Below are 26,602 nucleotides of genomic sequence, written 5' to 3' on the forward strand. Positions count from 1 at the left end.
CCGCAGTCCTTTGACGTTATGCGTCGCGCGTATACCAACGCCCCACCCAGCGGGTTCAATGGATAGGCTCGATGAAGCTGGATGGACGGAGCCGCCGGTGACCCACTCGAACTGCCCCCGATGCGGCGGACGGCTGGCCCGGGACAACGACAGCGGACGGTGTGCACCGTGCCAAGCCGCCGAGCGGGACCGGTTGAGCGCGCCGCCGGTGGTGCCGCCGAGCTTCTGGGAGCACGAGCCGGTGCGGCAGGCTTTGACCGAGCGGCATCTTGGGCGGGTGATAAGGGCTTATCGCTGCCATCCGTACCACGGTCGAGTCGCGTTGCCGCAGACCGTGGTGGCGGGGTGGCTGGGCATCACGCAACCGCAGCTCAGCCGCGTGGAGAACGGACCGCCGCTGGTGTACCTGGACCGCCTGGCGCACTGGGCGAAGCTCCTTTGCGTGCCCGCACAGAAACTCTGGTTCCGCCTCCCTGATCAGCATTGCTGGACGGACGCGAGCCTCATGGGAGGCGCAACGGATGGCCCACATGACGAAGATCAGGTGCCCGAGCAGGGCGGACGAGCAGCCCTGGCGGTTAACGTGGAGGCACCAAGCCAAGGGGGTGGCGCTACGGACCGCCGGCGCTTCAACGTACTGGCCGCACTCGCGGGACTCGCCGCAGGCGGTCACACCTACCTGCTCCCGGGACCGCCTGATAGAGCGCCCGGGAACATTGGCATGGAACAGGTGCGGCTGGCCAGTTCCCTGGTTGACGATCTCCGACGGGCAGATGCGGCAGCCGGCGCTGACCTGCTTTGCGACGTCGCCATCCAAGCGCACGCCCGACTGTCGACCTGGGCCGCGCAGGCGACCTACAGCAGAGAGGTCGGCGACGCGCTCCAAAGCGCCCTGGCGGATCTCTCCATCGAGGCGGCTTGGCTGGCCATCGACGCCGAGCGCCGGCCTGAGGCGCGGCCCTACCTGCACGAGGCTATTACTCGTGCCCGGATCGCCGACGACCCACGTGTGGAAGTCCGTGCCCTCACGCATCTATCCCTGCTGATCCGCGAAAGTCAACCCGGCGAGTCGCTGCACTGCGCCGAGGCGGCTTTGCGGGTCTCTGCCGGTTGGGCGACACCACGACTCACCACCTTGCTACACCTCCGAAGAGCACACGCCTACGCCGTCCTCAGGGACGCCAGCGCGTTTAGTCGAGAGATGTCCAAGGCCCGCCAGGAGTTGGACCGCGGCGCCCACGACGATGACCAGGGTTTCGTTCACTTCGTCAACGCCCAAGAGCTGAACGGGATTGAAGGGATTTCCTATCTGGCCCTCGGCAGACCCGCGCGCGCTGTTCAGTCTTTGCGTGCGATCCCCGCTAACCCGTCGCCTGGCCACCGAAGGAACCAGGTCTATTACGCAGTGCGGCTCTCGGAGGCGGCGCACCGGCAGGGCGATGTCAACGAGGCGGCCCGCATCGCTTTGGACGCTCTGCCTGCGGTGGGCCAGATCAACTCAAAGCGGGTAACTCAGCATCTCGCACAGATGCGCTGGAACCTGGCGGCGTCACGGCACGCAACCAAGACCACTCGCCAGTTCGTCGACGCCTACGACTGGGCGGTGAGTCTGTGATCGAGGGCCTGCAACTTCGCCACCACAGCGCTGACGAGGCCAAGGGGATGCTCGATCAGCTTGTTGACCTCTACCTGGAGGTCTACGCGGGCGGCGGTGAGTTCTACAGCGAGGACCGCTACCGGCGTCAGCTCGACCTGCACATGCAGCGAGCTGGGTGGGAGCTGGTCACGGCATCGGTTGACGGAGCGTTCGTCGGCTACATCTATGGCTTTCCGCTTCCTCCTGAGACGCGATGGTGGGACGGGATCCACGAGCCTGTGCCACCTGGTTTCACCGACGAGGACGGGACGCGCACCTTCGCGATCAGCGAGCTTCTGGTACACGCAGCCTGGCGGCGTCAGGGCATCGCGGCGGCGTTGCACAACGAACTGGTCACGGCCCGGCCGGAGCCACGAGCCACGCTATTGGTCCGTCCCGAGAACGCTGCCGCGCAGACGGCGTACCGATCCTGGGGGTGGGCCAAGGCGACCAAACTCCGGCCAAACTGGGAAAACGCGCCGACCTTTGACGTCTTGGTCCGGGCACCCGCCGACCGGATTGAGCTGGACTGATCTGCAGTAAACCCAGCCGCGCTGCCAACTCCCACAACCAACTCGGGCAAGCCCTTGACGTATAAAGTGCTAACGAAGCTCGAAGTCTAGTATCAGGTGAGGACGCTCAGCCAAGAGCATCTCGAGTCGAGCATCGTTCCAGATCTCAATACGAGGTCGCACACCCTTAGCGTTATGACGCTCAATCCATGAGACTCCACCCGCAGTGAAGCGACCATGTGCCGAGCTCCTCGTCCACCGTGAGTTTCCTGTTGACCTGCTCACCGGTTACGCCGTACGGGCGACGGACCAACAGGAACAGGTGAGGCAGGTGCTCCGCGACGCTGGCATGATCGAGCCGTACGTTGCTGTCAGACCGGGCTGGTACTACGGGCACACGCGGGGGGAGGTGCGCGAATGATCATCATCAGCCATGGGAACCTACTGACCGCCGAGGCGGACGCGCTGGTCAACACCGTCAACACAGTTGGAGTGATGGGCAAGGGCATCGCAATGCAGTTCAAGCGCGCCTACCCGGCGAACTACGCGGGCTACCGCACGGCATGCCGCGAGAACCAAGTCAACTTGGGGCGAATGTTCGTTTTCGACTCAGCGCGACTCGGCCCGCGCAGATACGTGATCAACTTTCCCACCAAGGGCCACTGGCGGGCCAGCTCAAGGCTTGGCGACATTCAGGCCGGACTGGCCGATCTCGTCCGCGTGGTTCGTGAGCGGAAGATCACCTCTGTAGCGATGCCCGCTCTGGGCTGCGGCAACGGCGGGCTCAACTGGGACGATGTCCGGCCCCTCATCGAAGGCGCCTTCGCCGAGACCCCCGAGGTACGGGTCCTGCTCTTCCCTCCGGAGGGAGTACCTGATCCGGCCGACATGCCGATAGCGACCGAGAGACCACCGCTGACCTCCGGACGCGTAACCCTCATCCAGGCCATCGAGCGCTACCTGAGCCGAGCACGACGACTCGAGCCACGCGATGACGTCACCATCCTGGAGATTCAGAAGATCGCCTATTTCCTCCAGGTGCTGGGGCAACCGCTTCGTCTGGAGTTCAGCCGCGGCAGATATGGCCCGTACGCCGAGAGCCTTAATCACGTACTGAACCGTCTCGAAGGGCATTACCTCACGGGTTTCGGTGACCGTTCGGCACGGGTCGAGGAGATGCAGCCCATCGGCCTGATCCCGGACGCAGCCGACGCCGTTGCCGACTGGTCTCGAGCTCATGGCGCAGCGGCGACCGAGACATTGGATCAACTGGCCCGGCTGACCGACGGATTTGAGGCACCGTACAGCCTGGAAGTGCTGGCAACCGTGCATTACGCAGCCGCATCACATCCACCCACCGACGATCTGGATGAGCTGACCGAGCGGGTTCGTTCGTGGCGTGGCCGTAAGGCTCGGCTCTTCACGGCCGCGCATATCGAGTTGGCTTACGAGCGCCTGCAATCGGTCAGACTGCTGCCTGCATTGCCCGTCGCGTGAGTTTGCTCGAATGACGGATCTTGAGCGGGGTGTCTACGAGCACCTGATCACCCGTGAGCTGGCCGATCGTCTTCAGCACATCGATCCCGCCCTGGTCCAGCACCACAAACTCGACCCCGCCGACGCGCACACCACCCTCGCCCGCCACCTCGCCACCCTGGCCGCCCGCGCCCTCCAATCCGTACCCGGTGGCGACGACAAGCTCCACCATCAGGTCGAGCTGGCGAACCGGATCGCAGACGCCATCGCCGAGCTGAGCCCGAAGGCAGCGACGGATCAGGACCAGGTGACCGACGCGAAGCACCTGCTCCACGCCATCGCCGCCCCACCAACCCCACCCGCACTACCAGCCTTCCCGCAGCGCCCGACGACTCCGCTCTCCACCGGCGCGCTACTGGTGAACGGCCGTCACCAACCCCGGATCGGCCACGAGGTCAACCACGAGATGGCGTCGGCCGAGAGCGTCGACCTGCTCTGCGCGTTCATCAAGTGGTACGGCCTGCGCATCGTCGAGCCAGCCATCCGTGACCTGATCTCCCGGGGTGGCACGGTCCGGGTCATCACCACGACCTACCTCGGCGCAACCGATCAGCGGGCGCTAGACCGGCTCAAGGAGCTCGGCGCGGAGGTCAAGGTGTCCTACGAGACGCGGACCACCCGCCTGCACGCCAAGGCGTGGCTCTTCCGCCGGGCCAACGGCACGACCACCGCCTACGTCGGCTCCTCCAACCTGTCGAAGACCGCGCTGGTGGACGGCGTGGAGTGGAACGTCCGCATCTCGAACATCGAGCAGCCGCACGTCATCGACACGTTCACTGCGACGTTCGAGGACTACTGGAACGATCCGGCGTTCGAGACGTACGACGCGGCCAGAGACGCCGAGCGGCTACGGCACGCGTTGAGCGGGGAGCGCCGTGACCAGGCACCCACCGAGATCTCGAACCTGGACGTGCGCCCGTATCCGTACCAGGCGGAGATCCTGGCCGACCTGGACGCCGAGCGACTGGTGCACGGGCGTTGGCGCAACCTGGTGGTGATGGCGACCGGCACCGGCAAGACCGTCGTCGCAGCGCTGGACTACCGCCGGCTGCACCGCAACAAGAGGGTGGATTCGCTGCTCTTCGTCGCTCACCAGGAGCAAATCCTGCGACAGAGCCTGTCGACGTTCCGGCAGGTCATGGGCGACGGTAGCTTCGGTGAGACGCTTGTCGCGGGCGAGAAGCCGAACGGCTGGAAGCACGTCTTCGCCTCCATTCAATCGCTGCACAGGCGGGAAGTAGACCCCGAGGCGTACGACATGGTGATCGTGGACGAGTTCCACCACGCCGAGGCGCCGACGTACACGCGGCTGTTGGAGCGGCTGCGTCCCCGCGTACTCCTCGGACTGACCGCGACCCCCGACCGGGCCGACGGCGGCGACGTGCGCCGGTGGTTCGACGGCCGCGCGGCCGTCGAGCTGCACCTGTGGGAGGCGTTGGAGCGGCAGTTGTTGTCCCCGTTCCAGTATTTCGGGCTGCACGACGACGTGGACCTGTCCCAGGTCACGTGGAAGCGTGGGCAGGGCTACGACCTGGCCGAACTCACCGCCCTCTACACCGCCGACCACGCCCGGGCACGGACGGTGCTGCGCGCGGTTCGCGAGAAGGTGGATGTCGGGCGGATGCGGGCGCTCGGCTTCTGCGTGAGCATCGGGCACGCGAAGTTCATGGCCGCCTGGTTCAACCAGCACGATGTGCCGGCGGCAGCAGTCACTTCGGGGGCCGACCGCCTGACGCAGAAAGGGCTGCTGCGGGACTTCAAGGCCGGCAAGCTGCGGGTGCTCTTCACCGTGGACCTGTTCAACGAGGGCGTCGACCTGCCGATGGTCGACACGATCCTGATGCTGCGGCCCACCGAGAGCGCCACGATCTTCCTGCAACAGCTCGGCCGTGGCCTGCGCCTGGACGACGACAAGCCCTGCCTGACGGTGCTCGACTTCATCGGCGGGCAGAACGCCAACTTCCGTTTCGACCTGCGGTGGCGTGCGCTGACCGGGGTGAGCCGGCGGGCCGTCACCGAGGCGGTCCGCGACGACTTCCCGAGCCTGCCCAGCGGCTGCCACGTCGAGCTGGACCGGGTGGCGAAGGAGGTCGTGCTCGCCAACCTGAAGAGCGCGCTGCCCACCTCGAAGACCGGCCTGGTGTCCGAGCTGCGGCAACTCGGCGATGTCAGCCTGGCCACGTTCCTCCGCGAGACCGGCCTGGAGATCGAGGACGTGTACCGGTCGGCCAGCATCGGCGGCTGGACCGGACTGCGCCGGCTCGCCGGCATCGAGACGTCCGCGCCCGGCCCGGACGACCGGGAGTTGGGCCGGGCCATCGGTCGCATGCTGCACACCGACGACGTCGACCGGCTTGAGCTGCTGACCCGGGTCGCGGCCGGACCGCCCGTGCCAGGTCAGCAGGTGTACGCGGGCAGCGGTCGACTGCTGGACATGCTGCACTTCAGCCTCTGGGGGCCGAACGCACCCCTCGCCACGAGGGACGAACGGCTGGCACGGCTGTGGAAGGAGCCGGCGCGTTGCGTCGAGCTACGGCAGGTCGCCGAGGTGCTGCGGGACCGCATCCACCGGGTCACACCCGCCCTCGCTCCGGGGGCGGTGCCGTTGCGGGTGCACGCCCGGTACAGCCGCAACGAAGCATGTGCCGCCTTCGGGATGACCAACCCGGGGTCGCTGCGCGAGGGGGTGAAGTGGCTGCCCGACGCCCAGGCCGACCTGTTCTTCGTCACCCTGGTCAAGTCCGAGGCGCACTACTCCCCCACCACCATGTACGCCGACCGCGCCATCACCGACACCCTCTTCCAGTGGGAGTCGCAGAGCACCACCTCTGCGGCGTCGACGACCGGTCAGCGCTACACCTCGGGCGGCTCGACAGTGCACCTCTTCGTCCGGGAAACCCGCATCGCCGACCGTGACCTGGGCGCGCCGCCGTACCTCTACGCCGGCACCATGACGTACGACTCGCACACCGGCGACCGACCCATGCGCGTCCTATGGCAACTCCGCCACGCCCTACCCGCCGACGTGTACGCCACCGCCCGGACTATCGCCGCTTGATGTCCCTCGCGGGCCCGGCTGTCTCGCAGCTCACGAGGCGGGGATGAAACTCCCCTGGCTCAGTCGAGCTCGGACAGGAAGGCACCGACTGCAGCGGCGAACTGCGCTTGAGCATCGTGATGCACAACGTGACCTGCTGGCAGCTCGACAAGGCGGGCCTGGCCAGGGCGACGAGCGATCATCTCGCGAGCGTGGGCGGCCGTCAGCTCGTCACTGCGCGTTCCGCGAATCAGAAGGGTGGGGCAGTTCACCGCTACCCAGTCCTTCCAGTGGTCACCGTTGAGCGCCTTCTGGGACGCCACCGTGTCATCAACCTCGAACGAGAAGCCCCAGCCGTCCTTCGACTGACGGAAGGAACATTCCAGATAGGGAGCCGCCGCACCCAGTGCCGAGGCCAGCGCATCGCGGGACGGTGCGCGGCGAGGAAGGCTCGTGGTGAACGACCAGTCGCAGTCCACGACCGCGCCGATGTCCTCGACGATCAGCGCGGTGACCAGATCAGCGTGCCGGCTGGCGTACTGGTAGGCGTTCACCCCGCCAAGTGAATGCCCTAGCACCGCAGCGGGGCCGACCTCCAGATGCCGGTGGAAGGCGGCGACGTCGGCAACGTAATCGTCCCGCTCATAGCTCTGGGCACGGTCGGACGCTCCATGCCCACGCTGATCGAGCGCGATCACCCGCCATTGCGGTGCCAACGCTTCAGCCAGCGGCGCGAATGCCGACGCCTCGTTGTAGTGCCCGTGCAGAGCCAGGAGAGGCGTACCCGAACCACCAAAGTCCAGGTACGACAGCCTCCGACCCGCGACCGTGAAGAACTCCCGCACGAGCAGGAATGCTAGATCAACGACCGTCGGCTCGCGTTACATGGACGCGTCTGCCGCTTGATCGCGATAGGCCGGCGGAGGCGGTTAGGCTGCGTCCGCGTTCGTCGTGAACCTGACGTCCAGCCGTCGGTCCAGAGCCCGAGCTAACCGCTCCAGCACCGGCAGGGTTGGCACGGTCCCGCCTGCTTCGAAACGGGCCACCGCGGACTGAGTCATGCCCGCGGCACGGGCCAACTGGCTCTGACTCCAGCCATGCCCTTCGCGCAGGTGGCGCACCTCCTGCCCAAGCTCGAAAGCGATCCGGGTGGCCTCGTAGGTCTCGGCCGCTCCCGGCTCCGCCATCCGGCGCTCACGCAGGTCGTTCCAGTCCAGGCGATCATTCATCGCTCTGCCCCCTCGTTCACGATGTGCCGCTCCGCCACGCACCGCTCGAAGGCGCGGCGAGCCCGCTCGACTTCCCGGCCCTCCCGCATTCGCGTCTTGCGGAACACCGTGAGCAGGATGATTCTCCGGTCGGAGGCTATCCAATACGTCACGCGGACCGCGTCGCGCTCCAGATAAAACCGCAGCTCACGCAACTTGCCGTCGAGCTGTCTGCTGTGTGGCTCTCCGAGCAACACGCCTTGGCTAGCCAGAAGATCGATATAGAACGCCGCTCGGGCGAAGTCGCTAGTTGGTAGTTCCTCCAGCCAATCTCGGACCTCTGGTTCCAGCTCCACGCTACCCCAACCCATAGCATCGATGCTATGGGTTGGGTCTTTCTCGGCAAGCTTGATACGAACGCGTGTCGTCAACGATGTCGGTCCTGTCCTCCCAGAGCGGCAACAACGTCGAGGCCACCTGCCACGCCCCCGAGCGACTGCGCGTTAGGTTGAGGACCATGGAGCAGCGGATCAGCCTGATCACTCTGGGAGTCGCGGACGTAGCCCGCGCGAAGGCGTTCTACGAGCAGCTCGGCTGGCGGGGCCAGGAGGTCGAGGAGACGGTCTTCTTCCAGGCCGGCGGCCTGGCCGTCGTCCTGTGGGGCCGTGACAAGCTCGCCGCCGACGCCGGCATCGAAGAGCTGGGCACCTGCGCGATGACCCTGGCCCAGAACGTCCGTTCGCGGGCAGAGGTCGACGAGGTGATCGAGACGGCAGCAGCCGCCGGTGCCACGGTTACCAAGCCGGCCCGGGAGACCTTCTACGGCGGCTACGCCGGCTACTTCGCCGACCCGGACGGTCACCTCTGGGAGATCGCCTGGAACCCGGGCTTCACCCTCGCCGAGGACGGCACCCTCACCGTCCCCGACTTCAGCGCCATGAGCTGAGCCGCGGGCTCGATCGCCGATCAGGACGCCGGAGACGGGCAGAGCAGCGGGTCCAACAACGGCAGTCGAAGAGGATCCAGGCAGATCGCCAACAGCCCGGGTTCCGGCGAAGGCGTCGCAGTCGGCGTTGGCGAGGCCGACGCGACGGGCGGCGTCGGCAGGGCTGGCGCGGGCGGTTCCGTGGTGAGGGCCGGCCCCGGCGTGGGCACCGAACTGGGCGAAGAGGCCGGGATGACGGCTGGTGGAGGAGCCGGTGGCAGGGCCACCACGACAGCGGGTTCCGTCACTGTGGAGACGGCTGCCGCAGCCGACGGCCGGGCAGCCGGGGCGTCCGGCGGGCTCCAAACGGCACTGTCGGCCGAGCCGACCCGCGACCCGGGTGCCACCGGCCCGACGGGACCGATCGGAACGCGGACGCCCGCGGCCCTCGGGACGTCCAGGGCGACGATCTCCGCTGAGGAAACCGGCCCGCGAGGACCCCACGACGCGCCCGGACCCAGAGCACCCGGGCCGAGCGTCACGAACACCACGGCCGCGACGGCGGCAGCGCCGAGCGCCCGCCGGTCGGGGCGTACCGCCGTCAGCGGTGCGTCGTCGGGGTTCACCAACAGAAGAGGCGCAGGCCGGGCGGCCTGATGCGCGGCCAGCAGCGCGTCGACCTGCGCGATGACGGCAGCGCGATCGTCGGCAGCCGCGAGGGCGAGATAGAAGCGGAAGTTCACCACGGCGTTGGCCGGGACGAGCAGCCCGGCGAGTCGACCCCGGTCGGGCAGCAGGGTGACCGGCACGTCGGGGTGGTGGGCGGGGCCGACCAGGTCTGCGTACCGCCACTCGCGGCGGTGCTCCCGGCCGCCGAAGGCGACCCGCCGACTGGTCACCACGGCCATGCCGGTGTCGACGACCCGCAGGCTCGCCGGCAGCGCCTCGGATGGAGTCTCGGCGAAGGAACAGAAGCCGCCCGGCCTGGGCAGGCCGGGGATGTGCCGCGCCTCGGCCTCGACCAGCCTGGCGACGGGGAGGACGCGGAAGACGAGTTCGTCGTCGTCCAGGTCCACCGGTAGGCCGGTGCGGGGCTGCGTACACCCGAGGAAGCTGGCGGCTTCGATGCGAAGCCGGGCCAGGTGGTCGTCGCGGCGCTGCCAGGCGTCGGTGGCGTCGCGGTACGCGCGCTGCCGGCGCTCGTTCTCGCGCTCGGCCCAGGCGATCCGCCAGGGGGCACAGGACACAGAGGTCACGGTCACACGCGGTACAACCGCTCACGTACGTGACAGGCAACGCGGCCGGGATCGATGCATCCCGTTGCGCCCGAAAGGAGAGAATTGCAGGATCCGCGCCGCCACCCCCGATGCGGAGGTGGCGGCGCGGCGAGAGTCAGCCCTGCTCGGGCGCCTCGTAGACCCGGCGGATGTCCACCTCCACCTCACCGATCGTCTCGGCGAAGACGTCGACGAACCGTCGCCCCCACTCCAGGGCCTCCTCGTGGGAGCGCACGTCCACCAGCGCGAACCCGGCGATCAGCTCCTTGGTCTCGGTGAACGGCCCGTCGGTGACGGTGGTCTTACCGCCGCTCACGGTGATCCGGGTGGCGTCGGTGGCGGTCGGGCAGAGCCCTTCGGCGGCGACCAGGATCCCGGACTGCGCGACCTCCTTCATGAAGGCCTCCATCCGGGCGACGAACTCCGGGCTCGGGTTGAATGCCTCCGGCAGGGTCTCGTCGAGCTTGTGCATCATCATGTAGCGCATCGGTCGGTCCTTCCGTTGTCGACTGACAGTGGTCACTTGGCGAGCTGCCGGCCGCAGAGTGCGGTCAGCCAGCCGAAGACGACGAGGCAGGCGAGCGCCATCCGCACGCTGAGGGTGTCCTGGTCGGGCCAGGCCAGGATCGCGACGACGGCCAGCGCGCTGCCGACGGAGAATGCCGCCCAACCGTGCTGCCCGGCCCGCCACCCGGCGCGGGCGAAGACCAGGCAGGCGATGGGCAGCGACCCGAATGCGAGCGCCGCGCCGACGCCGTGGCCGACGGCGTGCCAGCTCAACGTGTCGGGCGTGCCCTCCGGCGCGCCCGCCGGCCAGCCCATGCTGGGGTCGGAGACCAGCACCCCGCCGATGATCAGGCCGAGGCCGTGCACGGCGATCAACGCCGGCCCCCACGTTCCGCCCGGCTCGCCGCGCAACGCCCGGCGCAACCCGGCCGCGCCGACCAGGGCGAGCAGCCCGGTGAGCACGAAGTTGGCGATCTGGATCCAGCCCAGGTCGCCCAACGCCAGCAGGCTGAGTGGCTGCCGGCTCAGGTCGAACCCGTCCCGGGTGAGCACCTGGGCCGCCGCCACCACCACGAACAGCGGGCCGGCGAGGACTCCGCCGGCCAGCAGCGCCCTGGTCGTCGTACGCCGGGAGTCGACGCCCGCCACTGCGGACCCCGCGCCGCCGGCGTCAGTCATGGTCGTCATGTCCGTCCTCCTATCGCCGGCCCGGTGGCCGGCTCCCGCGTGCCGGCGAGCCGGCTTCCACTGACGCGTCGAGCGACCGGCGCGGGATACGACATGGCGGTCGAAGATTTTCAGCGGGTTGGCGCGACGCCTCGGGCGCAGTCGGCGGCGCGGGCGCGGAGCAGCGCGCGTTCGCGTTCGTTGCCGGTCAGGTCGGCGGCCCGTTCGAACTCGGCGCGCGCCTCGTCGTGGCGTCCCAGCTTGGCCAGCAGGTCACCGAGCACGCTGGGCAGCAGGTGGTAGCCGGCCAGCGCGGGTTCCTCGGCCAGCGCCTGGGCCAGTTCCAGTCCGGCGGCCGGGCCGTCGGCGAAGGAGACCGCGACGGCCCGGTTCAGCTCCACGACCGGCGACGGTACGACCCGGGCCAGCTCCGCGTAGCCGGCGGCGATCCGCGCCCAGTCCGTCTCCTGCGGGGTACGCGCCCGCGCGTGACAGGCCGCGATCTCCGCCTGGAGGGTGTACGGGCCGGGTGGGCCGTTCACCGCCCGGGCCCGGTCCAGGGCGGCCAGGCCGCGACGGATCAGCAGCCGGTCCCAGCGCCCGCGGTCCTGTTCCAGCAGCAGGATCGGTTCGCCGTCGGCATCGACGCGGGCGGCGGTACGCGACGCCTGGATCTCCAGCAGCGCGGCCAGCCCGTGCACCTCGGGTTCCTCGGGCATCAACTCCTGCGTGAGGCGGGCCAGCCGCAGCGCGTCCGCGCAGAGCGCCGGGCGCATCCAGTCGTCGCCGGCGGTCGCGGAGTAACCCTCGTTGAAGATCAGGTAGATGACCTCCAGCACGGAGGCGAGCCGTTCGCCGCGCTCGGCCACACCCGGCACCTCGAACGGCACCTGCGCCTCGGCGAGCGCCTTCTTGGCCCGGGTGATCCGCTGCGCGACTGTCGTCTCCGGCACCAGGAACGCCCGGGCGATCTCCTCGGTCTTCAGCCCGCCGAGCAGGCGCAGGGTCAGCGCCGCGCGCGCCTGCGGTGAGAGCACCGGGTGGCAGGCGGTGAAGACCAACCGCAGCAGGTCGTCGTCGATCCTCTCCTCGAAGACCGCGTCGAAGTCCGGGGTGAAACCGTCGTCGTCAAGGTCCTGCCCGAGTGTCTCGACCGTACGCTCCAGCAGCTTGCGCCGGCGCAGTGCGTCTATCGCCCGCCGCTTGCCGACCGTGGTCAACCACGCGCCGGGGTTGGCCGGTACGCCGTCCCGCGGCCACTGCTCCAGCGCGGCGACCAGGGCGTCCTGAGCCAGCTCCTCGGCCCAGCCGACATCGCGTACCAGCCCGGCCAGGGCGGCGACGACCCGCCCGGACTCGATGCGCCACACCGCCTCCACCGTGCGGTGTACCTGCTCGACCCCCATGAACGCACATCAGAGCAGGGGGGCGCGGGCTCCACAAGGACCGCACCGGCTGCACCGGTCAGCCGGCCCGCCGTCGGTCCGTCATCGGGTCGCGGGTCGGGAACCGCGACGGGGCCCGTGGTGGGTACGCCTCGCAGTGCTCGGCCCAGTGCTCGGCGGCGGTGGCGAGGGCGTCCGCGGAGACGGTGAGGATCAGCGGGTAGATCGCGGTGGACGGGCGACGCGACCACGGTGGCAGTGACTCGGCGGAGAACTCCACGATCAGTTCCAGCCGGCGGCGGCGGAGCACGCGGGTGCGGAGGGCCAGGTTGGGTTCGGTGAAGCGGACCAGCGCCGGCGGTGCGCTCAGCCCGAGGGCGGCGGTGGCCTGCCCGTGCAGCCAGCCGCCGAGCGCGCGGGCTTCCTCGACCATGAGGCTCGGGTAGTGGTGCGACCAGGTCTGACCGTCGGCGGTGCGGGCGTCCACCTCGACGAGCAGCCAGTCGTGCCAGCCGGGCGTGGCCCCGTCGGGATCGTCGTCGGGTGGGTCGATGCCGGGCTGGTAGCCGACGGGGCGTATCCGCACCCGGGCGCCATCGTCAGACCGGATCTCCACTCGATCATTCTGGCCGACTGAAGCGGACTCCGGGCATGAAATAGGTCATTTAGTGACGGTCTGCCGCACGCCTCGGTGCTCGGTACACGCGTTGGACCGGCCGCCGGTCAGGCTGACCGAACCGTCGCGGCACTGCACCAGGTAACCCCGACCGGACCAGAACTGCGGTACGCAGTCGAACCAGTCGCACACCTCGGCTGCCGGTTTGCGGATCCGCGTACCGCCGCAGAAGTCGTACCCCAGCGGGTTCTCCGGTGCCCCGCAGCGCGGCCCCTTGGAGGTCGCGCTGGGCGACGGGCGTGGTGACTTCGTCGGCTTCGGCGACGGGGGCTTCAGCGCAAGCCCCGGAGTCGCCGGGCGGGTCGGTGTGGGCGTCACGCTGGCAATGGGCGCCGGGGTGGCGGCGACGGCGACCTCCGCCGGCTCGGACGGGTTCGACTCGATCAGCGCCGCCGGCACCAGCAACGCGATGGCCGCCGCCACCGCGAGGGTTCGCCGACCGCCGGGCACGAACGACGACAGCCGGGCCTGCCCGGGCGTGGCCACCGCCGGCCGGAACGGCTTGAGCTGGGCGTGCTCGACGATCAGCTCGTCGAGTTGGGCGAGCACCGCCGCGCGTTGTTCGATCGCGTCGGCGAAGGCCAGGGTCAGCTTGAACCGGAAGTCCGGCGCGGCGTCGACGGGCAGCAGCAGCCCGGAGGTGTGCCGCCGGTCGAGCACCTGGATCAGGGTGACCGGCGCCGCCGGGTCGTGGGCCAGACCGGTCATCCGGCCGTACGCCCAGTCCCGCCGGCCGCGTCCGCCGAGCAGCACCAGTCGACGGCTGGTGATCACGGCCATGCCGGCGTCGGTGACCCGTACGCCGTCGGGGCGGCGCGGACGCAGCGGGCCGGCCGGGCGGGCGATCGTGAGGTCCGGCGCGGGAAGCACTGTGGTGTGCCGCACCTCGATCAGTTGCGCGGCGGGCAGTGCCGAGAGCACCACCTCGTCGGCGGCCAACTCGAGTGGCAGGCCGGCACCGGCCGCAGCGGAGCCCTGGAAGTCGGCGGCAAGCTCGCGTAGCCGTCGTAACTCGTCGACTCGTCGCCGCCACGCCGCCTCGGCACCGCGGTACGTGCTGACCCGCCGCACGTTCTGCCGGCGCGCCCACCGGTACCGCCATGTGGAACCCGTCGAATCAGTTTTTGCCACGCCGACTCCTTCGCCGCGCAGACCACCAATCTGGGTTGTCACGGGGTCTAACCGCAGCGGCGTGGCGCTCGGACACGCCGAAACGGGCAAAATACCCGATCGGCGGAGCATCTCGCACGATAGGGCGATACTGGTGCCGGCGTTCACGTTTTCCGAGGGGGTGACGGTCGTGCCGCCAGCCACCTTGCCGGGGGTCGTGATCGGGGTCGACATCGGCACCACCAGCACCAAGGCCGTCGCGTACGACACCGACGGGAAGCAGCTCGGCAGCCACTCGCTCGGCTACCCACTGGACAACCCGCAACCCGGCTACGCCGAGCAGGATCCCCGACTCATCCTCGACGCGGTGCTGAGGTCGATCAGCATCGTCGTGGCCGAGCTGGTCCAGCCGGTGGCCGGGCTGTCGTTCAGCTCCGCCATGCACAGCCTGATCGGGCTGGATTCGGACGGCAATCCGCTGACGCCGTCGGTGACCTGGGCCGACTCGCGGTCGACGCGGCAGGCCGAGCGGTTGCGGGCGGTGCCGTCCGGGCTGGCCCTGCACCGGCGCACCGGCACGCCGATGCACCCGATGTCACCGCTGCCCAAGCTGCTCTGGTTCGCCGAGCAGGAGCCGAAGCTCTTCGAGAGCGTCGCGCACTGGGTGGGCATCAAGGACTGGGTGCTGCTGCGGCTCTGCGACGCGCTGGTCACCGACCACTCGATCGCGTCGGCCACCGGCCTGCTGGACATCCACACGTTGGAGTGGGACAGCGAGGCGCTGGGCATCGCCGGGATCACCGCCGACAAACTCCCCCGACTGGTCGCCACGACCGCCGTACTGCCCACCCTCACGCCGCAGGCCGCGGCCGAGACCGGCCTGCCGCAGCGCACCCCGGTGGTGGTCGGCGCCGGCGACGGGCCGCTGGCGAACCTGGGCCTGGGCGCGGTGCACCCCGGCATGGTCGCCTGCTCGATCGGCACCAGCGGCGCGATGCGCGTGATGGTCGAGCGGCCCGGCGTGGACCCGCTCGGTGGGGTGTTCTGCTACGCGCTGACCGAGCAACGCTGGGCGGTCGGGGGTGCCATCAACAACGGCGGCATCGTGCTCAAGTGGGCTGGCGCGGCACTCGCCCCGGATCTGGGCGAGCACTCGGAGGAGGACCTGGTCGCCCTCGCCGCCCGTGCGCCGGCCGGCTCGGGCGGGCTCATCATGCTGCCGTACCTGCACAGCGAACGGGCCCCACACTGGAGCGCCCTGCCCCGCGGCGCGTACGTGGGGCTAACCCACGGGCACCGCCGCGAGCATCTGATCCGAGCTGCCCTGGAGGGGGTCTGCCAGCAACTCGCACTGGTGCTCAGCTCGGTGCGGGCGGCCGGCAACGAGGTCCGCGAGATCCGGGCCGGCGGCGGCTTCGCCCGCAGCGGCCTGTGGCGGCAGATGCTCGCCGACGTGCTCGGCATGCCGGTGAGCTTCCCGGCGGCGCACGAGGGGTCGAGCTTCGGCGCGGCGCTGCTCGGCATGGAGGCGCTCGGGCTGATCCCCAGCATCGACGTCGCCGCCGAACTGGTGCGGATCGAGGAGACGGTCCGTCCCGACCCGGCTGCCGCCGCCACCTACGCCGGGCTGCTGCCACTCTTCGCCGAGCTGTACGACGCCCTGGTGCCCGCCTTCACCTCGCTCCGCCGGATGGCGCCCGGCCTGCCCGCCGAACCGGAACCCTCGGCCCGACCACCGATGTGACAAGTTGCCGGCGCGCTCCCGGTCAGGGCGCCTCGACCCCGGAGATCAGGTAGCGCTGCACGTCGGCGTCGAGGATCTTCGCTCCCTGTGGGTCACTCGGCCCGGAGCCACGGAACGCGGCCAACTGCTCCGCGGACTCCCAGCGTTCGTAGACGTGGATCCGTCCCGGCTCCAACGGGTCGGCCGCGAGCAGGAAGTCGAGACAGCCGGCGGTGCCGCGCGCCTGCGCGATGACCTCTGCGCAGTCGGCGAGATATCCGTCGCGCGCCTCAGGTTCGACGCGCAGACTGCCAGCGATTATCAACATGACCACTCCCTCGGGGTCGGGGGTGCTACTGATGCGGCTGATACCGCAGGGTCACATTCATACCTCTGAGGTATGTCGCTGCGGGGAGCATCGCCGCCCGGACGGGTGACACCAGTCCCGGATACCTCAATCGCATCCAGCGTTTCATATCGTGCAAACGTGAGAAAAAGCGACAAGAAGTGCTCATCTTCCCTGCTGCGGGGCCCTGTCCGCGTACCCCTGAAGTGGCTGACGGCGACGGTCGCGCTCGCCGTGGTCGCGACGACCGGGCCGGCGACCGCGGACGGCCCGGACCACGGGCCCGTCGCGGACCCGGCGCAGCAGACCCAGCCGGGGTACGGGGAGAGCGAGGGCCACGAGCCCGGGCTCGACCCCACGCCGGAGCGGGCGCCGACCAGCGAGGTGTCCTGGTTGTCGTTTTCCGGCGGGGTGTTCGCGGTGGACTCGCTCGGGCACACAGTTCGCTACCGCGCCTGCGACGGCGACACCGGCCGGGTCGCCGACCCGAACATGCGGGTCGCCGCCGGGGTGGCCAGCGGGGCGGTCGTCATCGGAGGGACGGCCTACCGCTACCGGGTGCCACTGGTCGGGCGCAGCGAGGGCACGCTCGAGGTGATCCAACGGCACCGCCCGCCGACGACGCTGACCGGCGTGGTGGTCACCAGCCCGCAGCCGCCCACCGACCCGGTCGCCGGAGTCCGACTGTTCCCGCTCAGCGGGCAGCTCGCCCGGGTCGTCGCCGACGCGAGCCTCAACCCGGCGGGGGTCACCGTCCGCGACCTGTCCGGCCGCTACGGCGACCAGCAGATCGCCGTCAACGGATCACTGCGCCCCAAGGCGGCAAGCGTGATCAAACTGTGGATCCTCGTCGAGCTGCTGCGCCGGGTCGACTGTGGACAGGTGTTTCTCGACGACGGGGTGCTGGTCACCCCGGAGGACGTGGTCGGTGGCACCGGCCAGCTGCAGTTCGAGACGTTCCCGCAGGTGGTCACCCTGCGCCGGCTCGCCCAGTACCTGATCAAGTACAGCGACAACGTGGCCGCGAACGTGCTGATCACCTACCTGGGTGGGTTCGCCCCGGTCAACGCGCTGATCGACTCGATGAACCAACGGTCCACCATCCTGGCCCGCCGGATGCTCGACAGCGCGGCGGCGCAACGCGGCGAGGAGAACTACACCAGCCCGGACGACGTGGTGTCCCTGCTCGGCGCGGTCTGGGACGGCGAGATCCTCACCCCCGCCTCCCGCGACCTGATGATCGGGTTCATGCGGGAACAGACCCTGAACACGAAGATCCCGGCCGCGTTGCCACCCGGGGTGCCGGTGGCCCACAAGACCGGTGACCTGCCGGACGCCTCACACGACGTCGGCTACTACCTGATCCCCGGCACCGAGACCGCCGTCGCGTTCCTCACCGCCGGACCGATGGCCACCGGCGACGAGACGGTCCGCCGGATGGCCCGCACCGTCTACGACTTCCTGGTCACCCCCGTCGACGGGGCGGTCGAGGAGTGAGCCGGCGTCAGGCGCCGGGGATGTTCGCCGGCGGGTCCTCGCCGACCAGGTCGGCCGCCGGCGGGTCGGCCGACACCGCCAGCCCGAAGTCCGAGTACGTCAGGTCGAGCTGCGCCGTCTGCGACTGCTCGCTGGCCAACTCGATGCGGTAGCGGACCAACCGCCCCTGCTCGTCGACGGACGCGGTGAACGGCACCGCCCCGGCCCGGTCACCGAGCACCGTGCTGACCCCGCTGCCCAGCACCGCGCTGCTCTCGCGCAGGTCCAGAGTGCCGGCGTACTCCCGCGCGGCGGTCTGCCGGACCCCCGCCGGGCTGCCCAGCGTGCTGGCCAGCCGGGTGTTGTCCAGGCCCTGCTTGGCCGCCGGCGCGCTCGGCGTGCCGACGTGCCACCAGGTCTTGCCGTCCCAGACCGGCACGCGGCGGTCCGGGGCGGTGACCCGCACGTACACGTCCGAGCCGGTGGTCAACCGCTCGATCTTCACCACGCCGGTGGGCACCTTCAGCGACGTGGTCTCCAGACCGCGTTTCGCCGTCGGGTCCCAGAGCAGCACCGTGGCGTCGCCGTCCGCGCCGCCGGTGCCCACGGTCAGCTTGTACGGCTGTTCGTCGGCCTTGGCGGCGGCGGCCTTCAGCACACCGACCGGGTCGGTGGGGCCCGCCGACGCCGCCGGGCGACCCGGGTGCGGCTCGTCGCCGCCGGCGACCAGCGCCCACGCACCGACGCCGACCGCCACCCCGAGCACGGCGACAGCGGCGATCAGCTTCGGCTTCTGCACGGTCATCTCCCCCGAGCGGCACGCCACCGGCCGGTCGCCGATCGACGCTCACCGCGGTGCGGTCCGGCCAGACTAGCCGGACCGCCCCTCGTCACGCGCGGCTGATCGCGTTGGCGTGGATCGCCTCGTGCAGGTACGCCGCCAGCCCCGGGGCGACGTTCTCGTAGTGCCTGGTGAACCGCTCGTCAGCCATGTACATGTCGGCCAACCCGGTCTGCACCTCGTACGAGCACTCGTAGAACCAACGGCCGATAATCTGCCGGTGCTCCTCGGCCAGCTCCATCGCCTCCGGGCTGTCCGCCGGTGCGCCCGAGGCCATTAACGCGACGATCCGCCGGCCCCAGTCCTCGTTCTCCGCCTTGATCCGCAGCCAGTCGTCCTTCGTGTAGCGCGACACTCGCCGGTTCGACTCCCGGTACGCGTCGGTGTCGCCCCAGCGCTGCTCGGCCTCGGCCTCGTGCTCCTCGGGGTTGAAGTCGCCGAAGACCTCGAACCGCTCCTCCGGGGTGAGTTGGATGTTCAACTTGCTCGCCTCCATCGCGAACTCGATCGCCGTGACCATCTCCTGCAACCGCTTGACCCGTCCCGTCAGCAGCTCGTGCTGGCGGCGCAGGTGCGCGGCCGGATCGGCCGCCGGGTCGTCGATGATGGCGGCGATCTCCTCCAGTGGGAAACCCAGCTCCCGGTAGTACAGGACGAGCTGTAACCGCTGCAGGTCCGCGTCGTCGTAGCGGCGGTAACCGGCCGAGGTCCGCCCGCTCGGCGAGAGCAGCCCGATCTCGTCGTAGTGATGCAGCGTCCGCACCGTCACGCCGGCGACCTTCGCCACCTGACCCACCGTGTACGCCATGGTTCCCCTCCCTTCCGGGAACCAGGCTCCCGCCTGCCGCTACGTCAGGGTCAAGCCCGATTCTGGCCCACCATGGCGGGGACGTCCGGCCGCCCGTACAGATAGCCCTGACCGCGCGGGCAACCGATCGCGGCGACCGCCTCGTGCTGACGCTCGGTCTCCACCCCCTCGGCGACCACCGCCAGGTCGAACGCGCCGGCCAGTCGGGTGACCATCTCCACCGTGGCGTACGCCCGGTCGTCGGTGCCCAACCGGGCCACGAACGACCGGTCGATCTTCAACTCGGTGGCCGGGATGCGGTGCAGGTAGCTCAGCGACGAGTACCCGGTGCCGAAGTCGTCGATGGCGATCTTGATGCCCAACTCCCGGAGCTGGTGCAGTCGTTCCAGCACCGTCTCGGTGCCCTCGATCAGCGCCGACTCGGTCAACTCCAGGGTCAACGCCCGCGGTGCCAGCCCGGCGGCGCTGACCGCCGAGGTGACCGTGGCGATCAGATCCGGGCGGCGCAGGTGCGCCGCGGCGATGTTCACCGCGACGGTCGCCTCCGGCGCCCGGCCCCGCCAGGTGGCGGCGGCCTGGCACGCCTCGTGGATCACCCAGCGGTCGATCGGCAGGATCAGCCCGGTCTCCTCGGCCAACGGCAGGAACTTCGCCGGCGGCAGCATCCCCAGCCGGGGATGCCGCCACCGCACCAACGCCTCGGCGCTACGGACCGCGCCGGTGCCCAGGTCGACGATGGGCTGGAACTCCAGGTGCAGCTGATTCTCGTCCACCGCGCGGCGCAGGTCGGCGATCAGCTCGGCGCGGGACACGGCCGACTCGCGCAGCGCCGGCGTGCACGTCCGGTACGCGGACTTCCCGGCCGCCTTCGCCGCGTACATGGCGATGTCGGCGTCGCGCAGCAGATCGGTGTGCGAGGCGTGCTGCGGACCGAACTCCGCGATGCCGATGCTCGCGGACGGGTGCACCCCGACGTCCTCCTCGTCGTCGGACGGCCGCAGCGCGTCCAGCAGCCGTTCGGCGAGTCGTTCCGGTGAGACGGGACGGTCGCCGTCGACAAGCACGGCGAACTCGTCACCGCCGAGCCGGGCGATCGTCCCGTCGCCGTTCACGGCAGCCCGCATCCGAGCCGCCAGCCCGGTCAGCAGGGTGTCACCGGTAGCGTGCCCGAACCGGTCGTTGACCTGCTTGAAGCCGTCCAGGTCGAGCAGCAGCACGGCCACCGGACGCCCGTCGCGCAGGGCCAGGCGCAGCCGCCTGTTGAACAGCAGCCGGTTGGGCAGCCCGGTGAGCTGGTCGCCGTACGCGAGTCGGCGCAGCCGGGCCACCAGCCGCAGGTTCTCGTTGGCGGCCAACCCCTGCCGTGCGGCGAGGGCCGCGAGCAACACCATCATGGTCACGAACACCAGCTGCGGGGTCTGCCCGGTGGGCCGACGGGCCAGCACCACCGCGATGATCGCCCCGCCCACCGGCAGGTACGGCAACGCCCCCCGCCACCAGGGCGGCAGCGGCGACTCGGCGGTGTCGTCGGTGCCGTCGCAGTCCGGCGGCGGCGGCTTCCGGGTGGCCAGGCCGATCAGCAGGTAGCTCAGCGGCCAGCACAGGTCGATCGGGTGACCGGCGGAGTAGTCGGCACGCGCGACCAGCGACACGTAGACGACGTCGGCGACGACCCGCAGGGTGAGGCTCCCCGCGAGCAGGCTCATCGGCTGCCACATCGGACGGGCCGGGCCGGACACCGCGACCAGGATGGTGAGCTGCATCAGGTCGAACATCGGGTAGAGCAGCCCCAGCGTGCGCGCCGGGTCGACCAACTCGGCGGCGGCGACCCCGCGGTAGACCAGCACCCAGGCCATCGGCACCAGGGCCAGGGCGACGATCACCCCGTCCAGCAGGGTGCGGGCCCTCCCCACCGCCGTGCGGGGAGCCGACGGCGCGTTGAGCAACGCGGCCGTACCGGTGAGGATGCCGGCGGTGAAGACCACCCAGACCACCGGCGTGTGCGGCAGGTCGCCGCCGACGAGCCGCTGGGCCGTCCAGATCGCCCGGCCCAGCGCGGCGAGCGCCATGGTGACGGCGAGCAGAGTCCAGAACCGCCGCAGCGGAGCCGGATGGCGACGGGCCACGCCGACGCAGGCGACGGTCGCCCAACCGGCCACCACCATCGCGCCCAGGTCACTGACGAGCGCGGCACCCGGCAGGGCGGCGACCAGCCAGGCCGCCTCCACGGCCAGAACCGTGCCGGCGAGGAGCAGACCGAACCGGCTCGTCCGGGACGCGGCGAACGCGCGTCGGTCGGCGGGGTCGGGACGCGTGGGCGGTGCCGACGAGGTCGACACCACGACGGCCTGGCTCACGTCCTGCGGTGACACGGCGAACGCTTCGGCTCTCTCTCGTGGTGCACCCTCGACGCTGAGGACCGGTGCCGGCAAACCTCGCAAAGCCTAGCCAGCACCCGGATGACCCGCCATAGCCGAACGGCAGGCCTGCCGATGACGAAAGGTGCGGACCGCCCGTCGCCGGGCGGCCCGCACCGTCACTGCGTCTCGCTGGTCAGCGCGTCACCAGCGGCGGGTGCTGTCCGGCCACGAGTCGTACGGCTTCGCGGAGAGCAGGGCATCCCAACCGGTGCTCGACGTGCCGGCGGGGACGTACGCCGTGAGGTCGGTGCCGCTGCCGTTGTACGGGCTGGTGTCCAACCAGCCGGTCACCACGCCGCTCGCGTCGCGGCGGTAGTAGTGCCCGCCACCGGGCGAGAAGAGCGACGTGACGCCACCCCAGCCGCTGCTGGCCGGATCCTCACGGCTCCAACCACCCTCCGGATCGATCGTGTACGCGGCCAGGACGCCCGCGTTCGTCGTCGCGAGCAGTCGGCCCTTGCCGGTGGCGGCCAGCGTGGGCACTCCGAGACCACTCTCGATGACCACCGTGTTGTTGGTGATGTCGGTCGTCGCGTTGGCCGGCTTGGCCTTCGTCACCGTGTACCGCCGCAGGACACTGCCGGCCTGGCCGAACAGCGAGCCGAAGCCGTCGTAGACCAGCCGATCGTGGCTCCACCCGCCGCCGAGGCGCTCAGCCGAGCGGGTGAAGGTCAGCGGATCGGTGCTGGTGATGTCCACCCGGTACAGGTTGCTGTTGTTGGTCACCAGCAGCGTGTCCGAGTTGAGCGTCGCCATCGCCTTCGGGGAGAACCCGAGGGTCTGCGCCGACACCGTCGTGACCCGCTTCGCGCCGGTCACCGGGTCGATGGCGGTGTACGACAGCCGCCCGTCCGGCTTCGCACCGAAGACCGACACCACACCGGCCCAGGGGCGGGCGGAGAGCAGGACCTGGTCCCACCCGCTCACGCTGACCGGGTCGTTGGGGAAGGCCGCGATGTCGGTGCCGATGCCGTCGAGTGGGTTGGCGTCCCGGTAGCGGTCCAGTCGACCGGCCGCGTTCCGGGCGTAGTAGACACCACCGCCGGGCGAGAGCAGGTGCGTCGGCGCGGCCCAACCGGTCTTGGCCAGTTCACCGACCGTCCACGCGCTGTCACCGTTGCCGTAGATGCGGTACGACAGCAGCCGCCCGTCGGAGATCGTGCCGAGGATCCGGCCAGCCCCTGGTGAGGTGATGGTCTTCTGGCTGAAACCGGTGGAGATGAAGGTGGGCCGGTTGATGTCGGCACCCGTCGGCTTGGCGCTGGTGACCGTACGGCGGTAGAGCTGGTTGGTGGTGCCGTGGATGTAGTAGAGCGAGCCGTAGCCGTCGTAGGTCATCCGGTTGTACGGCGAGTAACCGGTGGCGATGTTCGTGGTGGTGTAGGTCAACGGGTCGAACCCGGTGACGTCCACCCGGTACATGATGCCGCCGGTGTCGGTGATCAGGATCGTGTTCTCGTTCAACGTGGCCATCGCCTTCGGCGCGAAGCCGAGGGCGACGGTGGAGGTCCGGTTGGCCCGCAGGTCACCGGTGGCCGAGTCGATGACGCTGTAGGTCAGCCGCCCGTCGGCCTGCACGCCGAAGATCTGGACGTCCGCGGTCTCCTCGGCGACCCAGGCGGCGAGGTCGTCGACCCGGGTGCCGGTCGCGCCGTCGCGCGTCTCGACCTCGCCGAGGCAGCCCCTCTGCCACGAGGACGTCACCACGGCCACCAGCGTGGCGACGCCGGCGCTCTCGCGGAACACCGGCGCGCCGGCGTCGCCTCGGCACAGGGTCGCGCCGCTGGACGCCCCACTGAGCGCCACCGTGGTCGCCGCGACGGCGTCGACCGCGAAGGCCCCCTGGTGCAGCCGGTCCGGAACCCATTCGGTCGCCGTCCGGCCGTAACCGGTCGCCGTGAGCGTCTCTTCGGTGGTCGGCGCGGTGCTGGCCAGAGTGACCGGAGCGACGTCGGTGACCGGCTCCGAGAGGCGGACCAGCACGAGGTCACGATCCGGGTGCGGCTTGAGTGACGTCACGGAGCGCTGCTGACCGGTCGTGCCGGTGAGGTCGGTCCGGCCGACCAGCACGCTGCTCGGCTGGCTCGGCGGACCCGCGACGACGGGCGTCGTGCCGGTGGCGAAGCAACTCTTCGCCGTCACCACCCAGTCCTGGTCGACGAGCGCGCCGGAGCAGGCCAGCTCGGCGCCGAAGGTGACTTTGACGTTGAAGCGGTAGCTGCCGTCCGGGACCGGTTGGGCACCGGCGACGGCTTGAGCTGAGCCGCCGCCCAACAGGCTGGCAAGGACGGTGGCACCGAGCAGGGCTGCGCCCCACCGACGCCCACGGTGTGCTGACAAGTGGACCCCCCCGTGTCCGCGACCTGATCGCCCTCGGCTGGGCGATCAGCATGTCGACGGAACGACGGTAATCGATCGCGGCGCGACGCGATGCCCCGGTCAGCGGTCGGCGGAACGGTTCCAGGGTGAGCGGGGCAGCGTGGTGCCGGCCCGTGGGCGGCGTGCGCGGCGGCGTTTGCGCTGGCCAGGGGTGCAGGGCGGACGGGCCACGGTGTGCACCGCCACGCCGACCGGGGGCGTTGGTCGACCGATCAGCCAGCAGAGAAAGCGTTCCATCGACGGATCAGCCGACCGGGAGGCGCTGGGCGTCGGCCTTGGCGATCTCGTACTCCGCCCCACAGAACGTGCACTGCTGCGCGTACCGGGTGCGGATCGGGATGAGCGGAATGAAGAAGAGGGTGAATTTCGTCGTCCGGCGCGTGATCACCTGCGCGGCGTGGTTGCCGCAGTGTCGACACACCTGCCGCACGACACCGGACCGGTCGACCCTGGTGCGCAGACCAAAGATGAAGAACATCGCCCGCCAGTACCCACTCGAACCCGAAAAGTCACCGAATCCGTCGCGTGAGGTCCCAAGATCCGTTCAGATACAGGGAAACTGCTGCCTCCGCACAGCTTGAGGCAGCAGTTTCCCTGATGTTGCCGGGGTGGTGGACCCGCGTGACGTGATCGTCGGCCGGGGCGAGGGGGCGAGCGAGAGGGGCGAGCGAGAGGGCTAGCGGTGGCTCAGTTGGCGGGCTCCAGGCCGGGGACCTCGGCGGCGAGCCAGATCGGCTGCCAGTTCGGCACCTCGTGGAAGCGCCGCAGCTCGAACAGCCCGGACACCGACCCGCTCCAGGCCCCGTACGGCGGGTTGGCCTCGTCGAAGCCGCTCTGCACGAAGGTCAGCGTGGTCCGACCGTTGGACTCGGCCAGCTCCCAGTTCGTGACACCGGTCGGTCCCCAGTCGACGGACATCCGGCGGCCGGGCTCCAGGTCGACGATCTTGGCCGCGTAGCCGGTCTCGAAGCCGCCCATGGCGTACCGGCCGCCGACCCAGGGCTCGATGCCGATCGGGTAGCCGAACCAGGCGCTCGCCTGCTCGGAGTCGGTCAGCGACTCCCACACCTTGTCGGCCGGGGCGGCGATGACCAGCTCGCCCCGCAGGTCGGCGGAGGTGAAGTCGGTGCGGGGCAGCAGGGGCTTGCCCTCCAGGTGGGCGGCCAGGTTGGCGATGGCCAGCGACCAGTACGTCTGGAGCACGCCCCGGATGCTGGAGCCGCTCATCGCCTCGGCGAAGTCGAAGTGGCTCTGGGTCAGCGTCAGCACGGTGCTGTCGGCGCTCTCGGCGGTCAACTGGAACTCGGTGGTGGTCTCCACCCCGTCGAGCACCCAGCCGAAGCGCAGCGTGTCGTCGTCGGCGTGCAGCAGTCGCTGATGCGGGGCATCACCCTCGGGCGTGTAGCGACCCCAGAACTCGTACCGCTGGGGCAGCTCGACCTCGGCGTGCTCGGCCAGCCAGAGACGCAGCTCGGCGGGGTCGGTGAGGGCCTCGCGGACGCGCCCGACGGGCGCGGAGAGACGTGCCTTGAGCTTCATCGGCTCACTCATTGTCGTTCCCTTTCGGATAGCAGGCGACGGCCAGCTTGAAGGCATCTCCCTCGCTGCCGCCGTAGCGGGTGAACAGGTCCTGAAGTGCGGTTTGCAGGTCGTGCAGGAACTGCTGGCGCTGCTCCACGGGCACCCGGATCTCGCCGGAGACCCCGATCGAGGGCAGCTCGGGTGCCGCCCGGTCCAGGGCGGCGATGTCGGCCTGGACCTCCTCCATCAGGTCGAGCAGGTAGCCGAGGCTCAGCTCGTCGCGGGCCTTGCGCAGCCCGATCCGGCCGACGAGGCGGGGGGACAGCCAGTAGGACCGGGCGGCGGCCTGGTAGATGCCCTCGGTGATCCCGCGGACCTTGCGCTCGTTGACCAGCTCGACCAGGCCGGCCGCGACGAGCTGCTTGACGTGGTAGTAGACGCGCTGCGGCGTCTGGTCGAGTCGGGCCGCGACCTCGGTGCAGGTACGCGGTTCGGCCAGTTGCCGCAGCACCTCGACGCGCTGCGGCTTGAGCAGGACTTCGGCCTGCTCGATCTGCTCCAGGTACAGGACGTCTCTCATGGCAAAATCAGTTTGTACGTACAAAACTTGTTT

The 26,602-nt window shown here is 70.0% G+C and carries 24 protein-coding genes; 7 read left to right on the top strand and 17 right to left on the bottom strand.

Annotated features, from left to right (window positions below; translation table 11 throughout):
• Positions 1–97 precede the first annotated feature (97 nt).
• The 4 genes from ABGB10_RS06980 to ABGB10_RS06995 all read left to right on the top strand — a co-directional run bounded on the left by ABGB10_RS06980 (position 98) and on the right by ABGB10_RS06995 (position 6,742).
• Complete coding sequence (locus ABGB10_RS06980) at positions 98–1,615, top strand: hypothetical protein (protein WP_347660019.1); 1,518 nt, start codon at positions 98–100, stop codon at positions 1,613–1,615.
• Positions 1,612–2,169: a GNAT family N-acetyltransferase gene (locus ABGB10_RS06985; RefSeq protein WP_347660020.1), complete on the top strand. Its 558-nt coding sequence runs from the start codon at positions 1,612–1,614 to the stop codon at positions 2,167–2,169. The genes ABGB10_RS06980 and ABGB10_RS06985 overlap by 4 nt, the downstream gene beginning before the upstream one ends.
• Positions 2,170–2,565: 396 nt before the next feature.
• A complete protein-coding gene (locus tag ABGB10_RS06990; RefSeq protein WP_347660021.1) occupies positions 2,566–3,645 on the top strand; it encodes a macro domain-containing protein in 1,080 nt (359 codons plus the stop codon).
• Positions 3,646–3,655: 10 nt separating this feature from the next.
• Entirely contained in the window at positions 3,656–6,742 is a 3,087-nt protein-coding gene (locus ABGB10_RS06995) for a DUF3427 domain-containing protein (RefSeq protein ID WP_347660022.1), read from the top strand.
• Between the two features lie 59 nt (positions 6,743–6,801).
• Here the strand turns inward: ABGB10_RS06995 and ABGB10_RS07000 are convergent, their stop codons facing one another.
• The 3 genes from ABGB10_RS07000 to ABGB10_RS07010 all read right to left on the bottom strand — a co-directional run bounded on the left by ABGB10_RS07000 (position 6,802) and on the right by ABGB10_RS07010 (position 8,285).
• Positions 6,802–7,566 carry an alpha/beta hydrolase gene (locus ABGB10_RS07000; RefSeq protein WP_347660023.1) on the bottom strand — a complete coding sequence of 255 codons (765 nt, stop codon included), beginning with the start codon at positions 7,564–7,566 and terminating at the stop codon, positions 6,802–6,804.
• 84 nt (positions 7,567–7,650) lie between these two features.
• Complete coding sequence (locus tag ABGB10_RS07005; RefSeq protein ID WP_347660024.1) at positions 7,651–7,950, bottom strand: helix-turn-helix transcriptional regulator; 300 nt, start codon at positions 7,948–7,950, stop codon at positions 7,651–7,653.
• Positions 7,947–8,285 (bottom strand): type II toxin-antitoxin system RelE/ParE family toxin, encoded by a 339-nt coding sequence (locus tag ABGB10_RS07010; protein WP_347660025.1) that lies wholly within the window; start codon positions 8,283–8,285, stop codon positions 7,947–7,949. The genes ABGB10_RS07005 and ABGB10_RS07010 overlap by 4 nt, the downstream gene beginning before the upstream one ends.
• Positions 8,286–8,446: 161 nt before the next feature.
• Between ABGB10_RS07010 and ABGB10_RS07015 the strand changes: the two genes are divergently transcribed.
• Positions 8,447–8,875, top strand: a complete 429-nt coding sequence (locus tag ABGB10_RS07015) for a VOC family protein (RefSeq protein WP_347660026.1) — start codon at positions 8,447–8,449, stop codon at positions 8,873–8,875.
• Between the two features lie 20 nt (positions 8,876–8,895).
• Here the strand turns inward: ABGB10_RS07015 and ABGB10_RS07020 are convergent, their stop codons facing one another.
• From ABGB10_RS07020 to ABGB10_RS07045, 6 genes are all read right to left on the bottom strand, one after another.
• Entirely contained in the window at positions 8,896–10,101 is a 1,206-nt protein-coding gene (locus ABGB10_RS07020; protein ID WP_347660027.1) for a hypothetical protein, read from the bottom strand.
• A 145-nt stretch (positions 10,102–10,246) separates the two neighbouring features.
• Positions 10,247–10,618, bottom strand: coding sequence for a YciI family protein (locus tag ABGB10_RS07025; RefSeq protein ID WP_347660028.1), 372 nt, complete (start codon positions 10,616–10,618; stop codon positions 10,247–10,249).
• 32 nt (positions 10,619–10,650) lie between these two features.
• Positions 10,651–11,325, bottom strand: coding sequence for a DUF998 domain-containing protein (locus tag ABGB10_RS07030; protein WP_347660029.1), 675 nt, complete (start codon positions 11,323–11,325; stop codon positions 10,651–10,653).
• A 110-nt stretch (positions 11,326–11,435) separates the two neighbouring features.
• Positions 11,436–12,710, bottom strand: coding sequence for an RNA polymerase sigma factor (locus ABGB10_RS07035; RefSeq protein ID WP_347660030.1), 1,275 nt, complete (start codon positions 12,708–12,710; stop codon positions 11,436–11,438).
• A 58-nt stretch (positions 12,711–12,768) separates the two neighbouring features.
• Positions 12,769–13,305: a hypothetical protein gene (locus tag ABGB10_RS07040; protein WP_347660031.1), complete on the bottom strand. Its 537-nt coding sequence runs from the start codon at positions 13,303–13,305 to the stop codon at positions 12,769–12,771.
• 45 nt (positions 13,306–13,350) lie between these two features.
• Positions 13,351–14,496 carry a hypothetical protein gene (locus ABGB10_RS07045; RefSeq protein WP_347660032.1) on the bottom strand — a complete coding sequence of 382 codons (1,146 nt, stop codon included), beginning with the start codon at positions 14,494–14,496 and terminating at the stop codon, positions 13,351–13,353.
• A 169-nt stretch (positions 14,497–14,665) separates the two neighbouring features.
• Here ABGB10_RS07045 and ABGB10_RS07050 point away from each other — a divergent pair, with 169 nt between their 5' ends.
• Complete coding sequence (locus ABGB10_RS07050) at positions 14,666–16,219, top strand: gluconokinase (protein WP_347660033.1); 1,554 nt, start codon at positions 14,666–14,668, stop codon at positions 16,217–16,219.
• Positions 16,220–16,241: 22 nt separating this feature from the next.
• On the opposite strand, the gene ABGB10_RS07055 is transcribed toward ABGB10_RS07050, so the two are convergent.
• Complete coding sequence (locus ABGB10_RS07055) at positions 16,242–16,526, bottom strand: antibiotic biosynthesis monooxygenase (protein WP_347660034.1); 285 nt, start codon at positions 16,524–16,526, stop codon at positions 16,242–16,244.
• Between the two features lie 159 nt (positions 16,527–16,685).
• Between ABGB10_RS07055 and ABGB10_RS07060 the strand changes: the two genes are divergently transcribed.
• Positions 16,686–18,041 carry a serine hydrolase gene (locus tag ABGB10_RS07060; RefSeq protein WP_347660035.1) on the top strand — a complete coding sequence of 452 codons (1,356 nt, stop codon included), beginning with the start codon at positions 16,686–16,688 and terminating at the stop codon, positions 18,039–18,041.
• Between the two features lie 7 nt (positions 18,042–18,048).
• On the opposite strand, the gene ABGB10_RS07065 is transcribed toward ABGB10_RS07060, so the two are convergent.
• The 7 genes from ABGB10_RS07065 to ABGB10_RS07095 all read right to left on the bottom strand — a co-directional run bounded on the left by ABGB10_RS07065 (position 18,049) and on the right by ABGB10_RS07095 (position 26,569).
• Complete coding sequence (locus tag ABGB10_RS07065; RefSeq protein WP_347660036.1) at positions 18,049–18,819, bottom strand: hypothetical protein; 771 nt, start codon at positions 18,817–18,819, stop codon at positions 18,049–18,051.
• A gap of 91 nt (positions 18,820–18,910) precedes the next feature.
• Complete coding sequence (locus ABGB10_RS07070) at positions 18,911–19,669, bottom strand: MerR family transcriptional regulator (RefSeq protein WP_347660037.1); 759 nt, start codon at positions 19,667–19,669, stop codon at positions 18,911–18,913.
• A gap of 50 nt (positions 19,670–19,719) precedes the next feature.
• A complete protein-coding gene (locus ABGB10_RS07075; protein ID WP_347660038.1) occupies positions 19,720–22,041 on the bottom strand; it encodes an EAL domain-containing protein in 2,322 nt (773 codons plus the stop codon).
• A 189-nt stretch (positions 22,042–22,230) separates the two neighbouring features.
• Complete coding sequence (locus ABGB10_RS07080; RefSeq protein WP_347660039.1) at positions 22,231–24,429, bottom strand: tachylectin-related carbohydrate-binding protein; 2,199 nt, start codon at positions 24,427–24,429, stop codon at positions 22,231–22,233.
• Positions 24,430–24,712: 283 nt separating this feature from the next.
• The gene (locus ABGB10_RS07085) at positions 24,713–24,946 is read right to left on the bottom strand and encodes a zinc-ribbon domain-containing protein (protein ID WP_347660040.1); all 234 of its coding nucleotides are present in this window, start codon (positions 24,944–24,946) and stop codon (positions 24,713–24,715) included.
• Between the two features lie 209 nt (positions 24,947–25,155).
• Entirely contained in the window at positions 25,156–26,019 is an 864-nt protein-coding gene (locus tag ABGB10_RS07090; protein ID WP_347660041.1) for an SRPBCC family protein, read from the bottom strand.
• A complete protein-coding gene (locus ABGB10_RS07095) occupies positions 26,012–26,569 on the bottom strand; it encodes a helix-turn-helix domain-containing protein (protein ID WP_347660042.1) in 558 nt (185 codons plus the stop codon). The genes ABGB10_RS07090 and ABGB10_RS07095 overlap by 8 nt, the downstream gene beginning before the upstream one ends.
• Positions 26,570–26,602 lie beyond the last annotated feature (33 nt).

The sequence above is a fragment of the Micromonospora sp. B9E7 genome (assembly GCF_039871815.1).
In the GTDB taxonomy this organism is placed as follows: Bacteria; Actinomycetota; Actinomycetes; order Mycobacteriales; family Micromonosporaceae; genus Micromonospora.